This window comes from Priestia sp. TGN 0903, from assembly GCF_050846855.1.
GTDB classification, from domain to species: Bacteria; Bacillota; Bacilli; order Bacillales; family Bacillaceae_H; genus Priestia; species Priestia zanthoxyli.
Genome location: NZ_JBOZGL010000002.1, coordinates 501178 through 518889 on the forward strand (window position 1 = coordinate 501178; position 17712 = coordinate 518889).

Annotated in this window: 19 protein-coding genes; 10 read left to right on the forward strand and 9 right to left on the reverse strand. The window is 39.9% G+C overall.

What is annotated here, in order from left to right:
* Positions 1-108 precede the first annotated feature (108 nt).
* Entirely contained in the window at positions 109-309 is a 201-nt protein-coding gene (locus ACRPLY_RS08985; RefSeq protein ID WP_014458732.1) for a hypothetical protein, read from the reverse strand.
* 22 nt (positions 310-331) lie between these two features.
* Complete coding sequence (locus tag ACRPLY_RS08990) at positions 332-853, reverse strand: ferritin (RefSeq protein WP_432231753.1); 522 nt, start codon at positions 851-853, stop codon at positions 332-334.
* Positions 854-1146: 293 nt separating this feature from the next.
* Between ACRPLY_RS08990 and pgaC the strand changes: the two genes are divergently transcribed.
* The 4 genes from pgaC to ACRPLY_RS09010 all read left to right on the forward strand — a co-directional run bounded on the left by pgaC (position 1147) and on the right by ACRPLY_RS09010 (position 5781).
* Positions 1147-2403 (forward strand): poly-beta-1,6-N-acetyl-D-glucosamine synthase, encoded by a 1257-nt coding sequence (gene pgaC / locus ACRPLY_RS08995; protein WP_034328181.1) that lies wholly within the window; start codon positions 1147-1149, stop codon positions 2401-2403.
* Entirely contained in the window at positions 2361-2822 is a 462-nt protein-coding gene (gene pgaD / locus ACRPLY_RS09000; RefSeq protein WP_028414958.1) for a poly-beta-1,6-N-acetyl-D-glucosamine biosynthesis protein PgaD, read from the forward strand. Before pgaC ends, pgaD begins: the two co-directional genes overlap by 43 nt.
* Entirely contained in the window at positions 2819-3685 is an 867-nt protein-coding gene (gene icaB, locus ACRPLY_RS09005) for an intercellular adhesin biosynthesis polysaccharide N-deacetylase (RefSeq protein ID WP_335576906.1), read from the forward strand. The genes pgaD and icaB overlap by 4 nt, the downstream gene beginning before the upstream one ends.
* 380 nt (positions 3686-4065) lie before the next feature.
* Entirely contained in the window at positions 4066-5781 is a 1716-nt protein-coding gene (locus tag ACRPLY_RS09010) for a putative bifunctional diguanylate cyclase/phosphodiesterase (RefSeq protein ID WP_432231754.1), read from the forward strand.
* 256 nt (positions 5782-6037) lie between these two features.
* On the opposite strand, the gene spoIIP is transcribed toward ACRPLY_RS09010, so the two are convergent.
* Complete coding sequence (gene spoIIP / locus ACRPLY_RS09015; RefSeq protein WP_098113609.1) at positions 6038-7222, reverse strand: stage II sporulation protein P; 1185 nt, start codon at positions 7220-7222, stop codon at positions 6038-6040.
* 190 nt (positions 7223-7412) lie between these two features.
* Between spoIIP and ACRPLY_RS09020 the strand changes: the two genes are divergently transcribed.
* Entirely contained in the window at positions 7413-7559 is a 147-nt protein-coding gene (locus ACRPLY_RS09020; RefSeq protein WP_432231755.1) for a hypothetical protein, read from the forward strand.
* A 10-nt stretch (positions 7560-7569) separates the two neighbouring features.
* Here the strand turns inward: ACRPLY_RS09020 and ACRPLY_RS09025 are convergent, their stop codons facing one another.
* Both ACRPLY_RS09025 and ACRPLY_RS09030 read right to left on the reverse strand, forming a co-directional pair.
* A complete protein-coding gene (locus ACRPLY_RS09025; protein ID WP_274862845.1) occupies positions 7570-7749 on the reverse strand; it encodes a hypothetical protein in 180 nt (59 codons plus the stop codon).
* Positions 7750-7872: 123 nt separating this feature from the next.
* Entirely contained in the window at positions 7873-8259 is a 387-nt protein-coding gene (locus ACRPLY_RS09030; protein WP_274862844.1) for a glyoxalase, read from the reverse strand.
* A gap of 172 nt (positions 8260-8431) precedes the next feature.
* Here ACRPLY_RS09030 and ACRPLY_RS09035 point away from each other — a divergent pair, with 172 nt between their 5' ends.
* Positions 8432-8959, forward strand: a complete 528-nt coding sequence (locus ACRPLY_RS09035; protein ID WP_034271281.1) for a YcxB family protein — start codon at positions 8432-8434, stop codon at positions 8957-8959.
* A gap of 62 nt (positions 8960-9021) precedes the next feature.
* Here ACRPLY_RS09035 and ACRPLY_RS09040 read toward each other — a convergent pair whose 3' ends face one another.
* The 3 genes from ACRPLY_RS09040 to pruA all read right to left on the reverse strand — a co-directional run bounded on the left by ACRPLY_RS09040 (position 9022) and on the right by pruA (position 12554).
* Complete coding sequence (locus ACRPLY_RS09040) at positions 9022-9825, reverse strand: YwqG family protein (RefSeq protein ID WP_049165992.1); 804 nt, start codon at positions 9823-9825, stop codon at positions 9022-9024.
* 173 nt (positions 9826-9998) lie between these two features.
* Positions 9999-10913, reverse strand: a complete 915-nt coding sequence (locus ACRPLY_RS09045; protein WP_033579975.1) for a proline dehydrogenase family protein — start codon at positions 10911-10913, stop codon at positions 9999-10001.
* Positions 10914-10985: 72 nt separating this feature from the next.
* Positions 10986-12554 carry an L-glutamate gamma-semialdehyde dehydrogenase gene (gene pruA / locus ACRPLY_RS09050; RefSeq protein ID WP_028414951.1) on the reverse strand — a complete coding sequence of 523 codons (1569 nt, stop codon included), beginning with the start codon at positions 12552-12554 and terminating at the stop codon, positions 10986-10988.
* Positions 12555-13082: 528 nt separating this feature from the next.
* Between pruA and ACRPLY_RS09055 the strand changes: the two genes are divergently transcribed.
* The 3 genes from ACRPLY_RS09055 (at position 13083) to ACRPLY_RS09065 (ending at position 16210) form a co-directional block, all read left to right on the forward strand.
* Positions 13083-14477: an amino acid permease gene (locus ACRPLY_RS09055; protein WP_028414950.1), complete on the forward strand. Its 1395-nt coding sequence runs from the start codon at positions 13083-13085 to the stop codon at positions 14475-14477.
* A 41-nt stretch (positions 14478-14518) separates the two neighbouring features.
* Positions 14519-15907: an amino acid permease gene (locus ACRPLY_RS09060; protein WP_432231756.1), complete on the forward strand. Its 1389-nt coding sequence runs from the start codon at positions 14519-14521 to the stop codon at positions 15905-15907.
* A 189-nt stretch (positions 15908-16096) separates the two neighbouring features.
* A complete protein-coding gene (locus ACRPLY_RS09065; RefSeq protein WP_080754474.1) occupies positions 16097-16210 on the forward strand; it encodes a YjcZ family sporulation protein in 114 nt (37 codons plus the stop codon).
* Between the two features lie 41 nt (positions 16211-16251).
* Here ACRPLY_RS09065 and ACRPLY_RS09070 read toward each other — a convergent pair whose 3' ends face one another.
* Positions 16252-16926 (reverse strand): hypothetical protein, encoded by a 675-nt coding sequence (locus ACRPLY_RS09070; protein WP_165636177.1) that lies wholly within the window; start codon positions 16924-16926, stop codon positions 16252-16254.
* A 99-nt stretch (positions 16927-17025) separates the two neighbouring features.
* Between ACRPLY_RS09070 and ACRPLY_RS09075 the strand changes: the two genes are divergently transcribed.
* A complete protein-coding gene (locus ACRPLY_RS09075) occupies positions 17026-17586 on the forward strand; it encodes a histidine phosphatase family protein (protein ID WP_432231757.1) in 561 nt (186 codons plus the stop codon).
* Positions 17587-17712 lie beyond the last annotated feature (126 nt).

Here is a 17712-nt window from a genome sequence, read left to right on the forward strand (position 1 = left end):
TAACAAATTTTATATTAGCATAAATATCCATATTTTTGATTGGAATTCCTGAATTAGGTGGAAAAGCAGTGAATTTCTTCATGAAACAAAATTCCTGTTTTCCTCCACTCAGTGAAGGTAGTAGTGAATAAGAGAAGGGTGCACGTAGTACACGTGAACGTACTGAGGGCGATGATAGTGAAGCTGATGCATATATTGATTCATAAGCCTTTGAATGGCATCGTACACATTGGGCGGATAGCCGTAATAGCCGTGATGAATCCCAACTCGAAGCAAGGAAACGGGAGGCGTGTTATTGTTTTTGTACATTGTTCGGCAATCTTCTGCGCGTTTAACCTTGCGCAGCTGCTCCGCCCGCTGCCGGCGCAGCTTTTCGCTGTCCTAGTTCTTGATCGAGTATAAAAATAGCTGCAGGGTTATTTTGAGCAATTTTTAAGCGGTCTACGATTGTCTGAGCCTGAGCTTCTTCATCGACTTGTTCTCTCAAAAAGTCCTGCACGATGACTAGGGTTTGAGGATCGTTCGCTTGGCTGATAAATTGAAACGCTTGACGATAAGAATTTGTGACGAACTTTTCATGCTCCAATACTTTTTGAAACGTTTCTAACGGTGTCCCAAACTCACTTGTCTGAGCAGGTAAAGAACTTAATTCAACCGTTCCGCCGCGGTCAACTAAGTAGTCAATAAGTTTTAGCATATGAGTGCGTTCTTCTTCAGACTGCAGGCGTAGCCAGCTGCCCATTCCTTTATAGTTTAATCGATTCATATAGTTAGACATAGCTAGGTACAAAGTTGAAGAGACGTGTTCAAGTTGAATTAAGTTATTGAGCAGTTTTTGAATTTGTTCGTTCATATTTGTTATTCCTCCTTAGGGAAAGAATTTCTTTCATATACTAGCTGCAACCCTCACGTTTTTTATGGTGAAAGAAATCTATAGTGATACTATATGTCACTTCTTTAAGTAGGTAACTTGCCCATCCTTTATTGGTGCTTCTTACTTACATAAAGGGGTTGTATAATATAGGAATAAACGTAGTTTAAAAGACTCTTTTTTTAGATGGTTAAAATTACTATGTTCTATTTAACCAATTTAATGATAAAATTGTCACTCTGTGCAATTTTAATTGGTATGAAGGAGTCAGAAAAATGAATATGCAACACGTATTAATACCTGGATTTGAAAAGCTCGCGAGCTTTGTTTTCTGGTATCCATTTATTATGTCTTTATTTTGGATTGCGGGCACGCTTATTTACATACGCTATCGCGACCGAGATCCTAAAGTTGATTTTTCAACAGTTGATTGGCCGTTAGTGAGCTTTTTAGTGCCTTGCTATAATGAAGAAGAAACGATTGAAGAAACGCTTAAGCACCTTTTGGCGTTAGATTATCCGTCTAAAGAAATCATCCTTATTAACGATGGAAGCACCGATGGAACAGCTGATATTTTAAAGGAAATCAGCAGGAATCACCCTGAAGTTCGTGTGATTCAGCTTTATGAAAATAAAGGAAAAGCCAACGCGTTGCATTTAGGTGCGCACGCATCTAAAGCTGAGTTTTTAATCTGCTTAGATTCAGACGCTATTTTAGATCAAGACGCTCCGTATTATCTAATCCATCATTTTCTTCATAAAGGGGAACGGCTGGGAGCCGTTACCGGAAATCCGCGCATTCGAAACCGTAATACGCTGCTGAGTCGCATTCAGCTAGTTGAGTATTCTTCTATTATCGGTTCTATTAAACGAACACAGCGAATTTTAGGAAAAGTAATGACGGTCTCAGGCGTAGTAGTGGCTTTTCGAAAGAAAGCACTTGTGGACGTCGGGCTGTGGGATCGTGACATGATTACGGAAGATATCGCCGTAAGCTGGAAGCTGCAGCAGCGCTTTTGGGATATCCGCTATGAACCGCGGGCATTGTGCTGGATGCTTGTGCCCGAAACCTTAAAAGGAATTTGGAAGCAGCGAGTACGTTGGGCTCAAGGTGGGCAAGAGGTAATGCTTCGCCACTGGAAAGTGTTATTAAAATGGAAGCAGCGCAGAATTTGGATTGTATACCTAGAGCAGTGGATCAGTACTCTTTGGTCATTCGCATGGCTTTTTGTGACGATCATGCTGCTTGTTACCGCGAACAGTCCTCAAGACATACTGTTTTGGTTTACGTTTACGTCATTTTCCCTTGTATTTATGAGCTTAATTCAGCTGTTTATTGCGCTGAAAATTGATTCGAAATACGACAACGTGAAGCGGTATTACGTCTGGGCTGCATGGTACCCAGCGCTTTACTGGATTGTCAATACGATTGTGGTAGTGGGCGCATTTCCTCGTGCTATCAGATCTAGAGTGAAAGGAGGCTATGCCACATGGAGCAGTCCAGACCGCGGCTTAACGAAGAGCAAATCATGATTCAAGCTAAGCAGCCTCTTGCTCGATTCGTGATAAGCATCATTGTTTCATCTGTTTTTTGGATGTATTGTGCCATTGTTCTTTGGTTTTTCCTTTCAGCTGTTATCGGCGTAAATGACCGTTACAGCGGGGTATTAAAAATTGCGTTCAAAACGACGAACGGCGAAATTCGAACGTTTTTAGTAATTGGACTCGCTATTTTTTGCTTCTTTTTCCTGGCTCTGTTTTTATGGAGATTCTACAACAAAAAGAGATTTGGAAGCTTAAACCGACGAAAAGAGCCGGCGTATACGAGTATTAAAGATTTAGAGCGTCTTGAGCTTTTATCGAAGGATCAAATTCAAGAGCTTCAGCGTGCACAGTACATCGAGTTTGATGTTAATCCGTTAAAACATACTGAGGAGAGGAAGCACGCATGAAGAAATATGTATTCTTTCTTTTAATTGCGGCAGCGGTAGTTGGCTTTATTTTCTTTAAAGTAGTGAACTGGGAAGATAAGGCGAAAGCAACAACGACCGTGGAGCCAGCGCTTGAGACGAACGGATGCTTAGGCTTAAATTATCATCGCGTGCGCAAGCATAATTGGTTTAATCGAATTGTCAGCTCAGTTACAAAGTCTGACGAACTGACAGAGTACAGCGTCTACAGCAATGATTTTGAACAACAGTTAAAAAAGCTGAAGGAACTTGACGCTACGTTTGTTACGCCAAAAGATATTGAAACGTATCAGCAAAAAGGCACGTTTCCAAAACGCTGCGTATGGATTTCATTTGACGATATTGACCGTACCGTGTATCAAAACGCTTTTCCAATTTTGAAAAAGGAAAACATTCCGTTTACGCTATATGTAATCGCAGGACAAGTGGGAGCAGAGGACTTTCAAAATTTAAATATGGCTTCATGGAGTCAGCTAAAAGAAATGAAAGACAGCGGCCTTGCGACAATCGGTTCGCATACATATGATATGCACCGTTTAGAAGAAGACAAGCCTTTATTTCTGACGCCTGCTAAATACAGCGCGTTTGCTCGTGATTTACGAAAAAGCAAAGAAACGATTAAGAACCATTTAGGAATAGACTCCGTTTACTTTGCCTATCCATACGGCAATACGAATGATGACGTAGCTAAGATTGTGAAAGATGCTGGTTTTCACCAAGCAGCTATTTTAGCTCCTCATGTTATTACAAAAGACAACGATCCGTATTATCTTAACCGGATTGTTGTGTACAACAAAACCTTTCAATATCTTATTCTTCCGTGGCTGACGCGTACGAGCTCATGAGAAGAAAGTGAAAAAAGCCTCTGTCTAAAGCAGAGGCTTTTTTCTGTTTACCATCAAAAGGTATGTCAATTACGTGAAGAAAGTACACTTTCATTTCTATAAAAATCATTTTAATGTTACCATAGAAAAGTTGTGATAACAGATATGGATAAACGAAACTATCTATCAATCCTTTTACAAACTGCGTGTAAGAAGTTTGTAAAGGTGTAAAGAGGAAAAGCGGCAATTGTACGCTTACTATTTTACGAATGTAAGGCAATCGGACAAACTAATTCGCTGTCCATTGCTAATTAAATTGTATTCATTATTCACGATTCCTCTCTATCATTTCGTCATGGGTTTTGTTTTATCGTTAAAATTTTGATAAAGGTGTATAGGATATGGAAAACAGGCATTTTGAATATAAATTTAAAGAAGCGCTGAAAAAACTAAATGATATTGAACTTGCGTTAAATGAATCATCGATTGTAGCGATTACAGATAGTCGCGGATTCATCAATCACGTGAACGATAAATTCTGTGAAATTTCTAAATATGAAAGACATGAGCTTCTCGGTCAAGATCATCGTATTATTAATTCGAAACATCACTCAAAACGGTTTTTTAAAGAGTTATGGAGTACAATCAGCTCAGGTAAGGTCTGGCACGGAGAAATAAAAAACAAGGCAAAAGACGGTTCGTATTACTGGGTGGATACAACCATTGTTCCATTTTTAGATGAACGAGGAAAACCGTATCAGTACGTATCAATTCGCAATGATATTACAAAGCGAAAAGCATATGAAGAAAAAATTAAGCAAATGGCTTATTATGATCCGTTAACTAATTTACCTAACCGCTACTGGTTAAACAAACAGCTAAAAAAACTGTTTTTAGATGAAGAATCTCCAGAACTGCTGGCTATTTTATTTTTAGATTTAGACCGCTTCAAATCAATAAATGATACGCTTGGCCATCATCACGGCGATGTGCTGCTGAGGCGCGTAGCAGAAAGATTAAAAAAATGTATTCCGTCCTCTGATTTTATCTCGCGGCACGGGGGCGATGAGTTTATTTTAGTGCTTCATACACTAAAAACTGTTGAGGAAATTGAAGAAATGACCGAGCAGATTGTAAAAGAAATGTCGCTTCCTTTTTATATAGACGGAGATAAAGTGCTAACCTCTACAAGCGTTGGCATCAGCCTATTTTCAAAGGAATGTCAGCGGCATATTATTCCAAAAGACGCAGATGAACTAATTGACAGGTTAATTAAGCAAGCAGATATTGCGATGTATGTAGCAAAACGAAATGGGCGAAACACATATGAAATGAGTTCTTCTTCATCAAATGAAAAAATCATTAAAACGATTAGCATGGAGAATGAGTTAAAGTATGCGTTAGAAAGAAATGAGTTTCAGCTCGTTTATCAGCCGTTAATCGATTTGAAAACGTCTGATGTCATAGGGGCAGAAGCGCTTATCCGCTGGAATAGCGCAAAATTTGGTACTGTCTATCCAAATGAATTTTTGCCCATTTTAGAAGAAGTTGGTTTGATTGTACCGGTTGGCAAATGGGTATTAGAAGAAGCATGTCAGCAAATGAAAGCATGGACGGAGATAAATTTAAAAGCGAGTAAAATAGGGGTGAACGTGTCACCTATTCAGCTGAAGTCCTCACGATTTGTAACGGACATGGAACAAATTTTGAAGAAAACGGGCCTTGATCCGCACTTTCTAGAACTTGAAATCACCGAAAGCGTTATTCAAAACAGTCAAGAATCGAAAAAAGTGCTAAACCGCCTGCGGAGTCTAGGGATAAAAGTGGCGATGGATGATTTCGGAACGTGCTACTCTTCTCTCAGCTATCTTAAACACTTGCCAATCAATACGTTAAAAATTGATAAATCATTTATTGATGACTTAGATGAAGTTGGAAAAGTGCTGGTGGAAACGATTATTCAAATGGGGAAAAAACTTAATTTTGCCCTAACCGCAGAAGGAATCGAAAACGAAGAACAGCTGCAGTTTGTGACGGAACAAGGCTGTCATATCGGTCAAGGCTATCTATTTGATAAGCCGCTTTCTCCTGAGGAAATGAGCCGTTTGTTGAAATGAAGGAAAATCCTATGTACGGAAAGAAGCTCTTTAATAGAGCTTTTTTTATGGTTTTTAATCGTATGTAAGGAGTGAGAAAGTCGTGAAAGAGTACGTTGGAATCTGCACGATATGTCAAAAGAACGTGTACTGTTTAGAGGGATTTTTGAACGGTGTGGTTGTTGAAGGGAAGCTTGTCTGCTTTGCGTGTGAAGAAAAGGAGAAGCGTGACTCTCATAAAAACAAAAACTAGCTACCTGGGGTAGCTAGTTTTTGTTTACTGCGCATTCACTTTTTCAGCTTGCCAGTAATACTCGCTGAACACATCAGAAAAGGCTTTGACGGTATTTGTGAGTTCTTCCATATTGTTATCGACGCCGCCTACTTCAATTAAAATGGAGCGGTCGGATAAGTCTTGATTATACAGGCCGTTATTGCCGCTTGTTTTCTTTTTGCTTAATACTCCGCGGCTAAGGCCTGGATATTTTTCCTCTAGCTTTTCATGAATCGCTTTGGCCATTTTTACATTTTCATCAAATTTCGGGTTGGCTTCACCTAATACAATCATTATTTTAGCGTACGATTTGCCGTTGATAGTAGCCGTTGTTTTTTCTTGGCGCAGTGAATCTCGATGAATATCAATTAAATAATCGACGTCTTTGTTTTGCTGAAGAGCCGTTTCCACCACGCTGCGAGACATCGCATAGGCTCGTCCTGTACCCCAGCCTTTTTCATTCAGCTTTTGCGTCATATTAGTTGTATCTACTTCCGAACCGATTCCGTCTGCTTTTAATTCCATTCCTAGCATTTGACCAACGAGCGTGATGTTGGTTTTGTTATCAACTGCTTTATTTTCGTTCGCTTCACCTTGCATACCAAGTAGAGGGAAATAAGATTCCCAGCTGTGCGTGTGGTAGATGTATACAACTTTTCTGTCTCCCGTACTTTGCTTGGCCTGTGTTTGAGACTGTTTTTTATTTTCTTCGTACGTTTTGCTTTCAGCAGGATCTAAATCACGTTCTCCTGAAATGCTTTCGAGCGGAGGAGCTGATTCATGAGGAATGGTTGTATAATCCGTTCCTTCACCGGCTAATAGAATATGAGAATCAAAAATAGAAAAGCCGGGCAGTTCTGATCCAAATAGACTTCTTGTATCTGCCACGCGAATGTTCGTCGCCAGCTGCAGAGCGACAGAAGAGAGAGGAGGCGGAGAGAAATCTTCTTCAAAGGCATGAGAGAAATGATGGTTTTCCGTATGCATGAAGTAGAACAAGCTTTGGGCTTTATAATTTGATAGTGCTTGATAGACAACGTTCGAGCGCAGCGTATGCTGAAGAGTTGAATACGTGACGGTAAAAATAGCGGCAGATGTTAAGAGAACAAATAGTATAGCGATAATTAATGATTTATAAGAAAGAATCCAAAAAAGCTTTTTAGGCTTTTCAGTGAACTTGTTTTTCATAGAGTAAGCCTCCTCTAATAAAATTTTGAAATCAGCGGATGAAAACTCTAAGAGGAGAATGTTATGTATCTACTATTTACTCTATTAAAAAGAAATAGAAATATGATAGAAACCACGATATTTAACACAACATAAAAAAGTTTATATTAGGGCATACTGTAAAAAAACGGTGCGTATTGGAGCTGGTTAGATGAACGACTCATGGGTTTATCATCATTTTATTAATACACTTTTATTTCCTTTAGCAATGTTTGGCGTGGCATTTTGTTTGCTGGGGCTGTTGCTGTACATGCTGTGGAAAGAAAAGCAAAAAGAAGGGCGAAAACAACGAGATTGAGGCATTTAATCTAAAGACGAACAAATGAGGTAAAGGAGCTAGTATGGAACGCTTTTGACACCGCGGTTGATTTCCGTGCAAGACTTCGCTTTCCGCGGACGGCAGGTGAGCCTCCTCGTCGCGCACGCTCCTGCGGGGGCTCACCTGTTCCGCTTTCCCCGCAGGAGTCTTCGTCTTGCCCTCCAGTCAACCGCTAGAAGCCGCTACATACACGAAACCTACGTTCACCATACCAATAAAAAAATCCGAACGAATAATCGTTCGGATCTTCCTTCAACTAAAATACGTTTGTCACAGTCTTTTTGTCCGAATTTCAGCTGGGAAAAGGAAGGTTTTTTCTTTCTAAGAACTCCATACGGTTCCCAAATGGATCATCCACGTAAATTCTTTCAGTACCGGGAATGTTTTTGTCTTCTATAAAAGAAATACCGAAGCTACTCAGATGATTTTTGAACGCAGGGAGGTTTTTAACATAAAAGCCTGGATGCGCTTTTTTGGCAGGTGAAAAGGTAGGTTCAACACCAATATGCAGCTGATAAGAACCAAATTCAAACCACACGCCGCCGCGTTTTTTAAGACTTTCCGGCTTTTCAATTTCTGTTAAGCCAAGAATGGTTCCAAAAAAGTGTCGTGCTTTGCTTTCTGAATGCGGTGGTGCAGCTAGCTGAATATGATCAATATGCGTTAGTGTAAAAGTCATAAACATTCCCCCTTAACTAGTAGAGTACTAGTTAAGTTTACGTGATGTATCACTGTAAATAAATGATAAAAAGTTGATGTGTTTCATAAGAAAAACTTATTATTTTATATACATATAACACCAAATGAGGTATATTTTATTTTGTTGTTATTTAGAAGAATTGGAGATTAATATGGAATATCACTATACGTTAACAAAAGATGATTATGTGGCTTTTAATATGCATCATGCTCAACATTCGGAAAGAGTACAAAAAGTGCTGAAAGTTCAGCGATGGATGTCGCTTATTTTTCTTCTTATTCCTTTGCTTGTTTCGTGGGTTGAAGGAGAGTTTTTACTTGGCATGTTCGTAGCATTTGCGCTGCTTGCGGTTCTTTGGTTTTTATTTTATCCGAAGTATTTTTACGGAAGTATTAAAAAGAACATTATAAAGGTAATAAATGAAGGAGATAACAGCAGTCTGACAGGTGAGCATACTATGATGGTTACGGAAGATGGCTTGGTAGAGAAAAGCTTAAAAGGAGAAGTGAAGACTCCTTGGTCAAGCATCACTCAAATTAGAGAAACCGATGAACATATCTTTATTCTTGTTAGTGCAATGAGCGGATACGTTATTCCTACAAGCGCATTTGCAGATGTAAAAGCGCTACAGCAGTTTAAAGAAACGCTGAATGCTGCAAGGGCTGGAAAAACAGGCTGAGTAGTAAATAATAATAATGTAAAAAAACGCCCTCCTAGATACTTTTCTAAGAGGGTGTTTTTTTAACAGCAGTCCCAGTTGTACAAAACATCTTTAAAGTTACGGTTGCGAAGGTCTTCTTCTTTAATGAAGAAATTGGCCACTCCCGCATCACCAAACATAATATCCGCTTCGTCGTCCATGGCGAATTGAAGAAGCAGAACGTTATATGCGCGCAGCGCTTCATCGTAGTCTCGAGGATCGCTTTGAGTGAAAAAAGCGTATCCGCCCATTTTATGATACTCGCCCGTAAGCTCATCCCAGTAGATCTCTTCCATTTCTTCATCATCAAATAAATCTGATTCCATATCATTATATCGATAGTCAGTAGGAGACACGGGTTCGCTTTTTATTTCAAACTGTAGGCCTACTTCTTGAGGAATAGGGAACATATCTCGGTCAACGTCTTCTAGATACGTAAAATCGGTTATTAACTTGTTTTCGTCGGTTGTTATGTCTTCATAAAAAACGACGCGAAAGTCTTTTTGAGACGTGGGTTGGTCAAAATCCAGACCATACACATCACCGGTGTTTTTGTTATCAGCTCCGCAAATGAAAAATTGAAGCATGCCTTGAGAAGGCATATTTTCATAGGGAGGCACGTCAGAAAAATTGATTTGTGCCATCATTAACATAGGTTTGCCCTCGGAGTCGAGAGGATGATTTGCTTCTAGAGGCAGGTAAGGGTTGCCGCCGAACTTGCTGTCATATAATTTGGGACTATTCCTGACCGTATGGATGTGGATATAAGGTTTACATGTTTTTTCGATTTCTTTTCGGTAAGGTTCTAGCTTGAGAGGCAGTGCTAATTTTGATAGAGGATTCATATGTACTCTCCTTTTTGTTTGTAATAAAAAGAACGTTTGTTCGTACTTGTATTTTATCGTAATACATACGAAAAGGGAAGAGAAATCGTATAAAAAACCCCTTTGCAGAAGCATCCGCAAAGGGCACAAAGAAATGATAGCGTTTTCATTACGAACCTTACTAAACGAACTGCTTATTTAGAAAAGAATCCTTTTAAAGCAAATGCGACGTTTTGCGGTCTTTCCGCTAAGCGGCGCATAAAGTAGCCAAACCAGTCGTTGCCAAAGGGAACGTATACGCGCATTGTATAGCCTTCTTTTGCAAGGCTAAGCTGCATATCTGTTCGGAATCCGTACAGCATTTGAAATTCAAACTGCGTGCGCGGGATGTTATTTTTGTGAGCGAACTCTTTTACTTTTGCAATAATATTGTGGTCGTGAGATGCAATAGCCGTGTATGTTCCACTGAGCAAATGCTCTTCGATAATTCGCATATAGTTCTCATCAATTTGGGCTTTGTCTTGAAACGCCACGGTTGGTGATTCTTGATACGCGCCTTTTACCAATCGAAGAGGAATGCCTTTTAGCTCTTTTACATCTTGTTCAGCGCGGAATAGGTAAGCTTGAATAACCGTTCCAACATTATCAAACGTCTCGCGAAGCTCTCGTAAAATATCTAGCGTCATTTGACAGTGAGCATAGTCTTCCATGTCGATTCGAACAAAGTTATCGTATTTTTTCGCCGTTTCAAGAATGCGGCGCATGTTCTCAACGCAAAAGCTGCGGTCAATATCCAAACCAAGCTGCGTCATTTTGACAGATAAGTTGCACGTTACACCGGCTTGGCCCATAGCTTCTAGTGTTCTGATGTTATATTGAGTTGCTTCGATAGCTTCTTCTCTGCTTGAAACAAATTCCCCTAAATGATCAAGCGTACAAACAAGCCCTTTTTCATTCAATTCCCGTACTTTTTTGATCGCATGTTCAATTGTGTCGCCAGCTACCACTTGAGCTGCACCAAAGCGAAGACCCCATTTTTTCGCCGCTTTGTTTAGCGCTTTATTTTGGGAAGCGTGAAGAAACACATTTTTAGATACCTCTGCTAACATAAATATCTCCCCCTATAGAAAAAATCCCTTGTTGTTTTAAGATAGAGCAGCCTAGGGCTGCTCTACTGAGTATTAAAGCGTTGTGCTTGTTGTTTTTGCTTGCAGGTGCAGAATCAAGTAATCAGGACCGCCAGCTTTTGAATCTGTTCCTGACATATTAAATCCGCCAAACGGCTGGTACCCAACGATGGCACCTGTACAACCGCGGTTGAAATAAAGGTTTCCAACGTGGAACTCTTCTTTCGCACGCTCAATGTGTTCAGGCGTATTTGAAAGAAGGGCACCTGTTAAACCGTAGTCAGTGTTGTTCGCAATTTCCATCATATGATCGAAGTCGCGCGCTTTGCAGAATGCTACGACTGGGCCGAAGATTTCTTCTTGCATTAAACGTGCTTTTTCATCTACATCTGCAATAATCGTAGGCTGGATGAAGTAGCCTTTTGAATCATCTGCTTCTCCGCCCGTCATTAAACGGCCTTCTTCTTTACCGATTTCAATGTACTTTGTAATTTTGTTGAAAGAAGCTTGATCAATAACAGGTCCCATATACGTGTTTACATCTTCAGGGCTGCCCATTGTTAATGTTTTTGTCAGCGCAACTGCTTTTTCAAGAACGATATCGTATACGTCTTGATGAACAACTGCACGAGAGCCCGCTGAACACTTTTGTCCAGAGAAGCCAAACGCTGAATACACAATAGAAGAAGCAGCTAAATCTAAATCAGCATCTTTATCTACAACAACCGTGTCTTTTCCGCCCATTTCAGCAATAACGCGTTTTAGCCAGATTTGACCAGGCTGTACTTTTGCTGCGCGTTCATAGATGCGGCATCCTACTTCACGAGAACCTGTAAATGAAACGAATCGTGTTTTTGGATGATCTACTAAATAGTCGCCAATTTCGCTTCCGCTTCCCGGCACGTAGTTCAGTACACCGTCTGGAAGGCCAGCTTCTTTCATTACTTCTACAAATTTTGCTGCGATAACCGGTGTGTTGTTAGCAGGTTTTAATAGAACCGTATTTCCTGCTACGATTGCTGCTGCTGCTGTTCCAGCCATGATCGCTAGCGGGAAGTTAAACGGTGAAATAATAACGCCGACACCAAGCGGAATGTAGTTAAATTTATTTTCTTCACCTTCGCGGCTCTCAACAGGCGCGCCGTCTTTTAGCTGCACCATTTGGCGAGCGTAATATTCAAGGAAGTCAATTGCTTCTGCTGTATCAGCATCTGCTTCATTCCACGGCTTTCCTGCTTCTTTTACAAGGTAAGCTGAAAATTCATGTTTGCGGCGGCGAATGATGTCCGCTGCGCGGAAAAGAATGTCAGCGCGAGCTTCCGGCGCTTCTTTTTTCCATGTATTAAATGTAGAAAGTGCTGCTTGCATTGCTTTTTCAGCCAGGTCTTGATCTGCTTTTGACACACGTCCGATAACTTCTGCTTTATTTGCTGGGTTAATGGACTGAATTTGATCTTCTGTTGTAATGAATTCTCCGCCAATTACAAGAGGATAGTCCTTTCCAAGCTCTGATTGTACAAGTTCTAATGCAGATTCAAACGCATCTTTGTTTTCAGCAACCGTAAAGTCCGTGAAAGGCTCGTGTTTGTATTGTTTGATTTCGTTAATATTCATTGTGTTCATTTTCATTACCCCTTTTTTAGAAAATTTACAACATAATTAATATTCCAACACCCTATACCTGTATTATAATCACCTTATTCTCGTTTTGTACATAGTTTTTTAACAAAAATGTTCAAAAATTTTTAAAATAAACACTTTTGTTTAAAAAGCCAATAAAACGATGTTTTTTATAGTGATTTTGAACAAAAAGAAAAGAAAGGGATATGAGTAAGTAGATGAAAAGATATTTTGAAGTGAAGAATTACGATAAAAGAAAGAGTTTATCGATAGTAAGGTAAAATACTTTTTCGATCAAAAAACAATAGACAAAGTTGTTCAAAATAAATTATCATATAATTCGAAAAGTAATTTTGTCGAATGAAGCTGACTTTTGCGTTAAGTGAAAGTTTCATTTGCATGCACAGATAGAAGGAGGGTAGGAAAACGGCAGTTATTTGTCCACGATATTGTAAGGGCTTACATATTTAACGCGCGATGCGAAGAACGTGTAATTCTTTAAATGACGGTTTCTATGAGGAGGATTTTAATATGAGTCATCAACCGCCTGAGTTAAAAAAAGAATTAAAAATTCGACACATAACCATGATTTCTTTAGGAGGAATCATTGGTGCCGGTTTGTTCATTGGAAGCGGATCGCTTATTAACGCAGCAGGTCCTGGTTCCATCTTTTCGTACGCGTTTGCCGGTTTGCTGGTGATCTTAGTTATGCGAATGCTGGGGGAAATGTCTACGGCTAATCCTTCAAGCGGTTCGTTCGCGACCTATGCCAGAGAAGCGCTTGGACCGTGGGCTGGCTACACAATCGGCTGGCTGTACTGGTTTTTCTGGGTAATTGTTATTGCTGTTGAAGCGATTGCTGGTTCAACGATTATTCAATACTGGTTTCCATCTCTACCGTCTTGGGGTGTGAGTCTGCTCCTGACATTTTTATTAACGTTAACGAACTTATACTCTGTTAAATCATTTGGTGAATTTGAATACTGGTTTTCGCTTATTAAAGTAGTTAGTTTAGTGCTGTTTTTACTTTTAGGAGGAGCGATCATCCTCGGTTTAATACCGGGAGTAGAGTCTCCGGGAGCGTCGAACCTTCTTCATAGAGGCGGATTTCTTCCAAATGGAATCAGCTCCGTCTTTTTAGGAGTGGCGATTGTCATGTTTTCCTTTATGGGAACAGAAATTGTCGCAACAGCGGCTGGAGAATCGGCTCAGCCTGAGCGAGCGATCACCATCGCAACAAATACCGTTATTTATCGTATTTTAATTTTTTATCTTGGGTCTATTTTAATCTTAGTAACGATCCTTCCTTGGGATTCTTCAAGCTTGATGAAAAGTCCGTTTGTTTCGATATTAGAGCTGGTAAACGTTCCGGCAGCTGCTCAAATCATGAACTTTATCGTACTGACTGCCGTTCTTTCTTGCTTAAATTCAGGTCTATATACGAGTTCTCGTATGCTGTACTCAATGGCGCAAAAAGGAGACGCGCCGCGTATGTTTTTGAAAGTGAATAAAAAAGGCATTCCGTTTAATGCCATTGTAGGATGTACCGTGATTTCTTACATCAGCGTTGGGTTTAACTATCTTTCACCTGATAAAATCTTTTTATTTTTAGTAAATGCATCTGGAGGCGTAGCGCTTCTTGTGTACCTTGTTATTGCTTTTTCACAGCTTCGCATGAGAAAGAAATACGAAAAAGAAAAGCCAGAAGCTTTAAAAATCAGAATGTGGCTGTTTCCTTATTTAACGTATGGAACAATTGCGGCGATCACAAGCATCTTTATTGCGATGGCATTTATTGATTCGCTTCGCACTCAGTTTTATCTCACGCTGCTGATTGCTGTATTTGTGGTATGTTCGTACTTCTTTATGAAAAAGAAAAAAGATGATCATTCCCTATCAGGACAGGGAAATAAAAGAATCTCTTAAATAGAAGAGAAAATCATCACGAGGGGCTAGGGGGAAGTAAATTGGCAAACAAAGAGTTAAAAAGAGGGCTTGAATCTCGTCATATTCAAATGATTGCTCTTGGAGGAACGATCGGGGTAGGGTTATTTATGGGTTCAGCAAGCACCATTGAATGGACGGGGCCATCCGTCCTGATTGCGTATGCTATTTGCGGCGTTTTTATTTTCTTTATTATGCGTGCAATGGGTGAAATGCTTTACTTAGAGCCAAGTACGGGTTCATTTGCGACATTTGGTCATAAATATATTCACCCGTTAGCTGGTTACATTACGGCTTGGAGCAACTGGTTTCAGTGGGTGATTGTCGGCATGGCAGAAATTATTGCCGTCGGAGCTTATATGCAGTACTGGTTCCCGCATTTGCCGGCGTGGGTTCCGGGAATTGTCGCCATGATCATTCTCGGTGCGGCAAATTTAATCTCAGTGAAATCTTTTGGAGAGTTTGAATTTTGGTTTGCAATGATTAAAATCGTGACGATTGTGCTCATGATTATTGCCGGTCTTGGCCTTGTTTTCTTCGGTCTTGGAAACGGGGGAGAAGCGCTTGGACTATCGAATTTGTGGGCAAACGGAGGTTTCTTTACAGGCGGATGGTCCGGCTTTTTCTTTGCGCTGTCGCTTGTGATTGCTGCCTATCAAGGAGTAGAGCTTATTGGAATTACAGCAGGAGAAGCCAAAGATCCTAAAAAAACGTTAACAAGCGCGATTCAAAGCTTGATTTGGCGTATATTAATCTTTTATATCGGTGCCATCTTTATCATTGTAACGGTATATCCGTGGAACGAGCTGGACTCACTCGGCAGTCCGTTTGTTTCTACATTTGCGAAAGTAGGGATTACGGCAGCTGCGGGAATCATTAACTTTGTGGTCATTACAGCGGCAATGTCTGGATGTAACAGCGGAATTTTCAGCGCAGGACGCATGCTTTATACGTTAGGCGTAAACGGACAGGCTCCAGCGTTTTTTACAAAGGTTTCTCGAAACGGTGTACCTATTTATAGTACCGTTGCGGTAATGATTGGGTTAGCTGCGGGCGTTGTCTTAAATTATATTGCTCCGCCAAATGTTTTTGTGTACGTGTACAGCGCGAGCGTGCTTCCAGGTATGATTCCATGGTTTGTCATTCTTATTAGTCAAATTCGTTTTCGAAAAGCAAAAGGAGCGGCGATGGATCAGCATCCATTTAAAATGCCTTTTGCTCCTGTGACGAACTACGTAACCATCGCGTTTTTACTTATGGTGCTTGTAGGCATGTGGTTTAATGATGAAACGCGCATATCGCTGATTGTCGGGCTTATCTTTTTAGCTATTGTCGTGCTGAGCTACTATGTACTAGGTATCGGTAAACGCACGGAAGTACGGTCTTCTGAAAGACGTAAGCTAGTGAAATAAATGATTTTGTAAGAGGGGCTGAAAAGCATTTTCTTTTTTTACTAATGAGGTGCATGGCAAGAAGGAAAAAGAAAAAAGAAAAAACCAGAGTCAAATCGGCGTGTTCAGGCATAAGATAATCCAACTCAAGCGAAATGCAAGCGGCGTTTTTCTTGAGGAAAGAGTAACTAAAGAAAAGGAAGTGTTCGTATGTCTGGAAACGCTGGATGTGGATATGGATCTGGTTTTGCTTTATTAGTTGTATTATTTATTTTATTAGTAATCATCGGCTGCAGCTGCTACGGCGGAGGCCTTGGCTGGTAATTCACTCATTTAAAAAGCCCTATAAGGGCTTTTTTCAATGCTTATAAATAACGTTTTTTCCCGTTTTGATAAATGTTTACGTGAAAGCCGTTTACTTCATCCATAAAGATTTTAGAAGGAAAGTCGGCTGTTTTGACAGATGAAGTGATTTCGACAGTTTGATACGCCTTTGGTTCCAACGTAACAGTATGAAGCCTAGGCTTATTCATCATAAGTAAAAAAGGGGTATCTTCTTTAAAATAGAAGCGTTCATCCAGTGCTACTTCAAACGTAACGGGTTTTGAACTGTGATTTTCAAATGAAAGGTCACAGGTACCCGTTAATACGGTTTCTTTTTTATTTCTCTCAAATGTACAAATGCTGTTTTCCACATCGTAAGAAATGGCATACATACCTGGTAATACGGTCTTTTGCATCGCTTCAACTATATGACCAGGACCCGATATGACAATAAACGCAGCTAAAATCGTTAATTTTAAACGGTGACGATTTAAACTTTTGTAAAGTGCAAAAAGACCAAGTAAAAGTATAATTCCCCACGCATTGCTGGCATATTGAATTCCTGTCATTGTTTCTTCATCTCCATAGAGGGGAAGACCTAAAAAAGAAAAGACAGAATGACTGAGCGGTGTTGAATTAGGGAAAGGGATGTTTAAAATAAAAACAATCAGTAAAAAAATGAGTCCCTTTGTAAAAAGTGATCGTTCACGAATCATGTTGTTCCTCCTTAGCTATAAATCACGTATCATTATATACTATTATTATCTTTTTTTTTGTAATTAATGGTTATTTTTCCATGTGTGGAGGGAAGATGAATGAAAACTTTGTTATTAGTTAGGCATTGTGAAGCAGAAGGGCAAGAAGCAAAAGCATCATTGACGGAACAAGGCATACAGCAGGCCCAGCAGTTAATAGGTTATTTGAACAAGCTGAGTTATCCCATTGATAAAATTATTTCAAGTCCGTACAAACGAGCCGTTCAAACAATTGAACCTTATGCAAAAGATACTGGTCTCCCTCTTCATATAGATACAAGGCTAGAAGAAAGGCGTTTAAGCGGACAGCCTCTGTTCAACTGGATAGAAGTATTGAAAAGAACTTTTGATGACATAGACTTTAAGGTAGACGGAGGAGAATCGACGAAAGAAGCCACGGTACGTTCTTTAGAGCTGTTTCAAGAAGTAATGAATGAAAAACAGAAAACGACTCTGTTTGTTACGCATGGCAATTTGATGACGTTAATTCTTAGATATTTTGATCCGAAGTTTGGGTTTAGCGAATGGTCGCGTCTAACAAATCCAGATATATATCAAATCGATCTCGAAAAGAAGAGCGTTTCCATTACAAGGCTTTGGAATGAGCAGAAAACAAATTGATGAAATAAAAGATTTTTTGTGCATTTGTGCAGACGATAAGTTTAGCTCAATATAAAAACCTTCTGCCGCATCACAATTCAGAAATGTTGGTAACCTCAAAGCTGCCCCGTAGGCTTTTAGCAGATA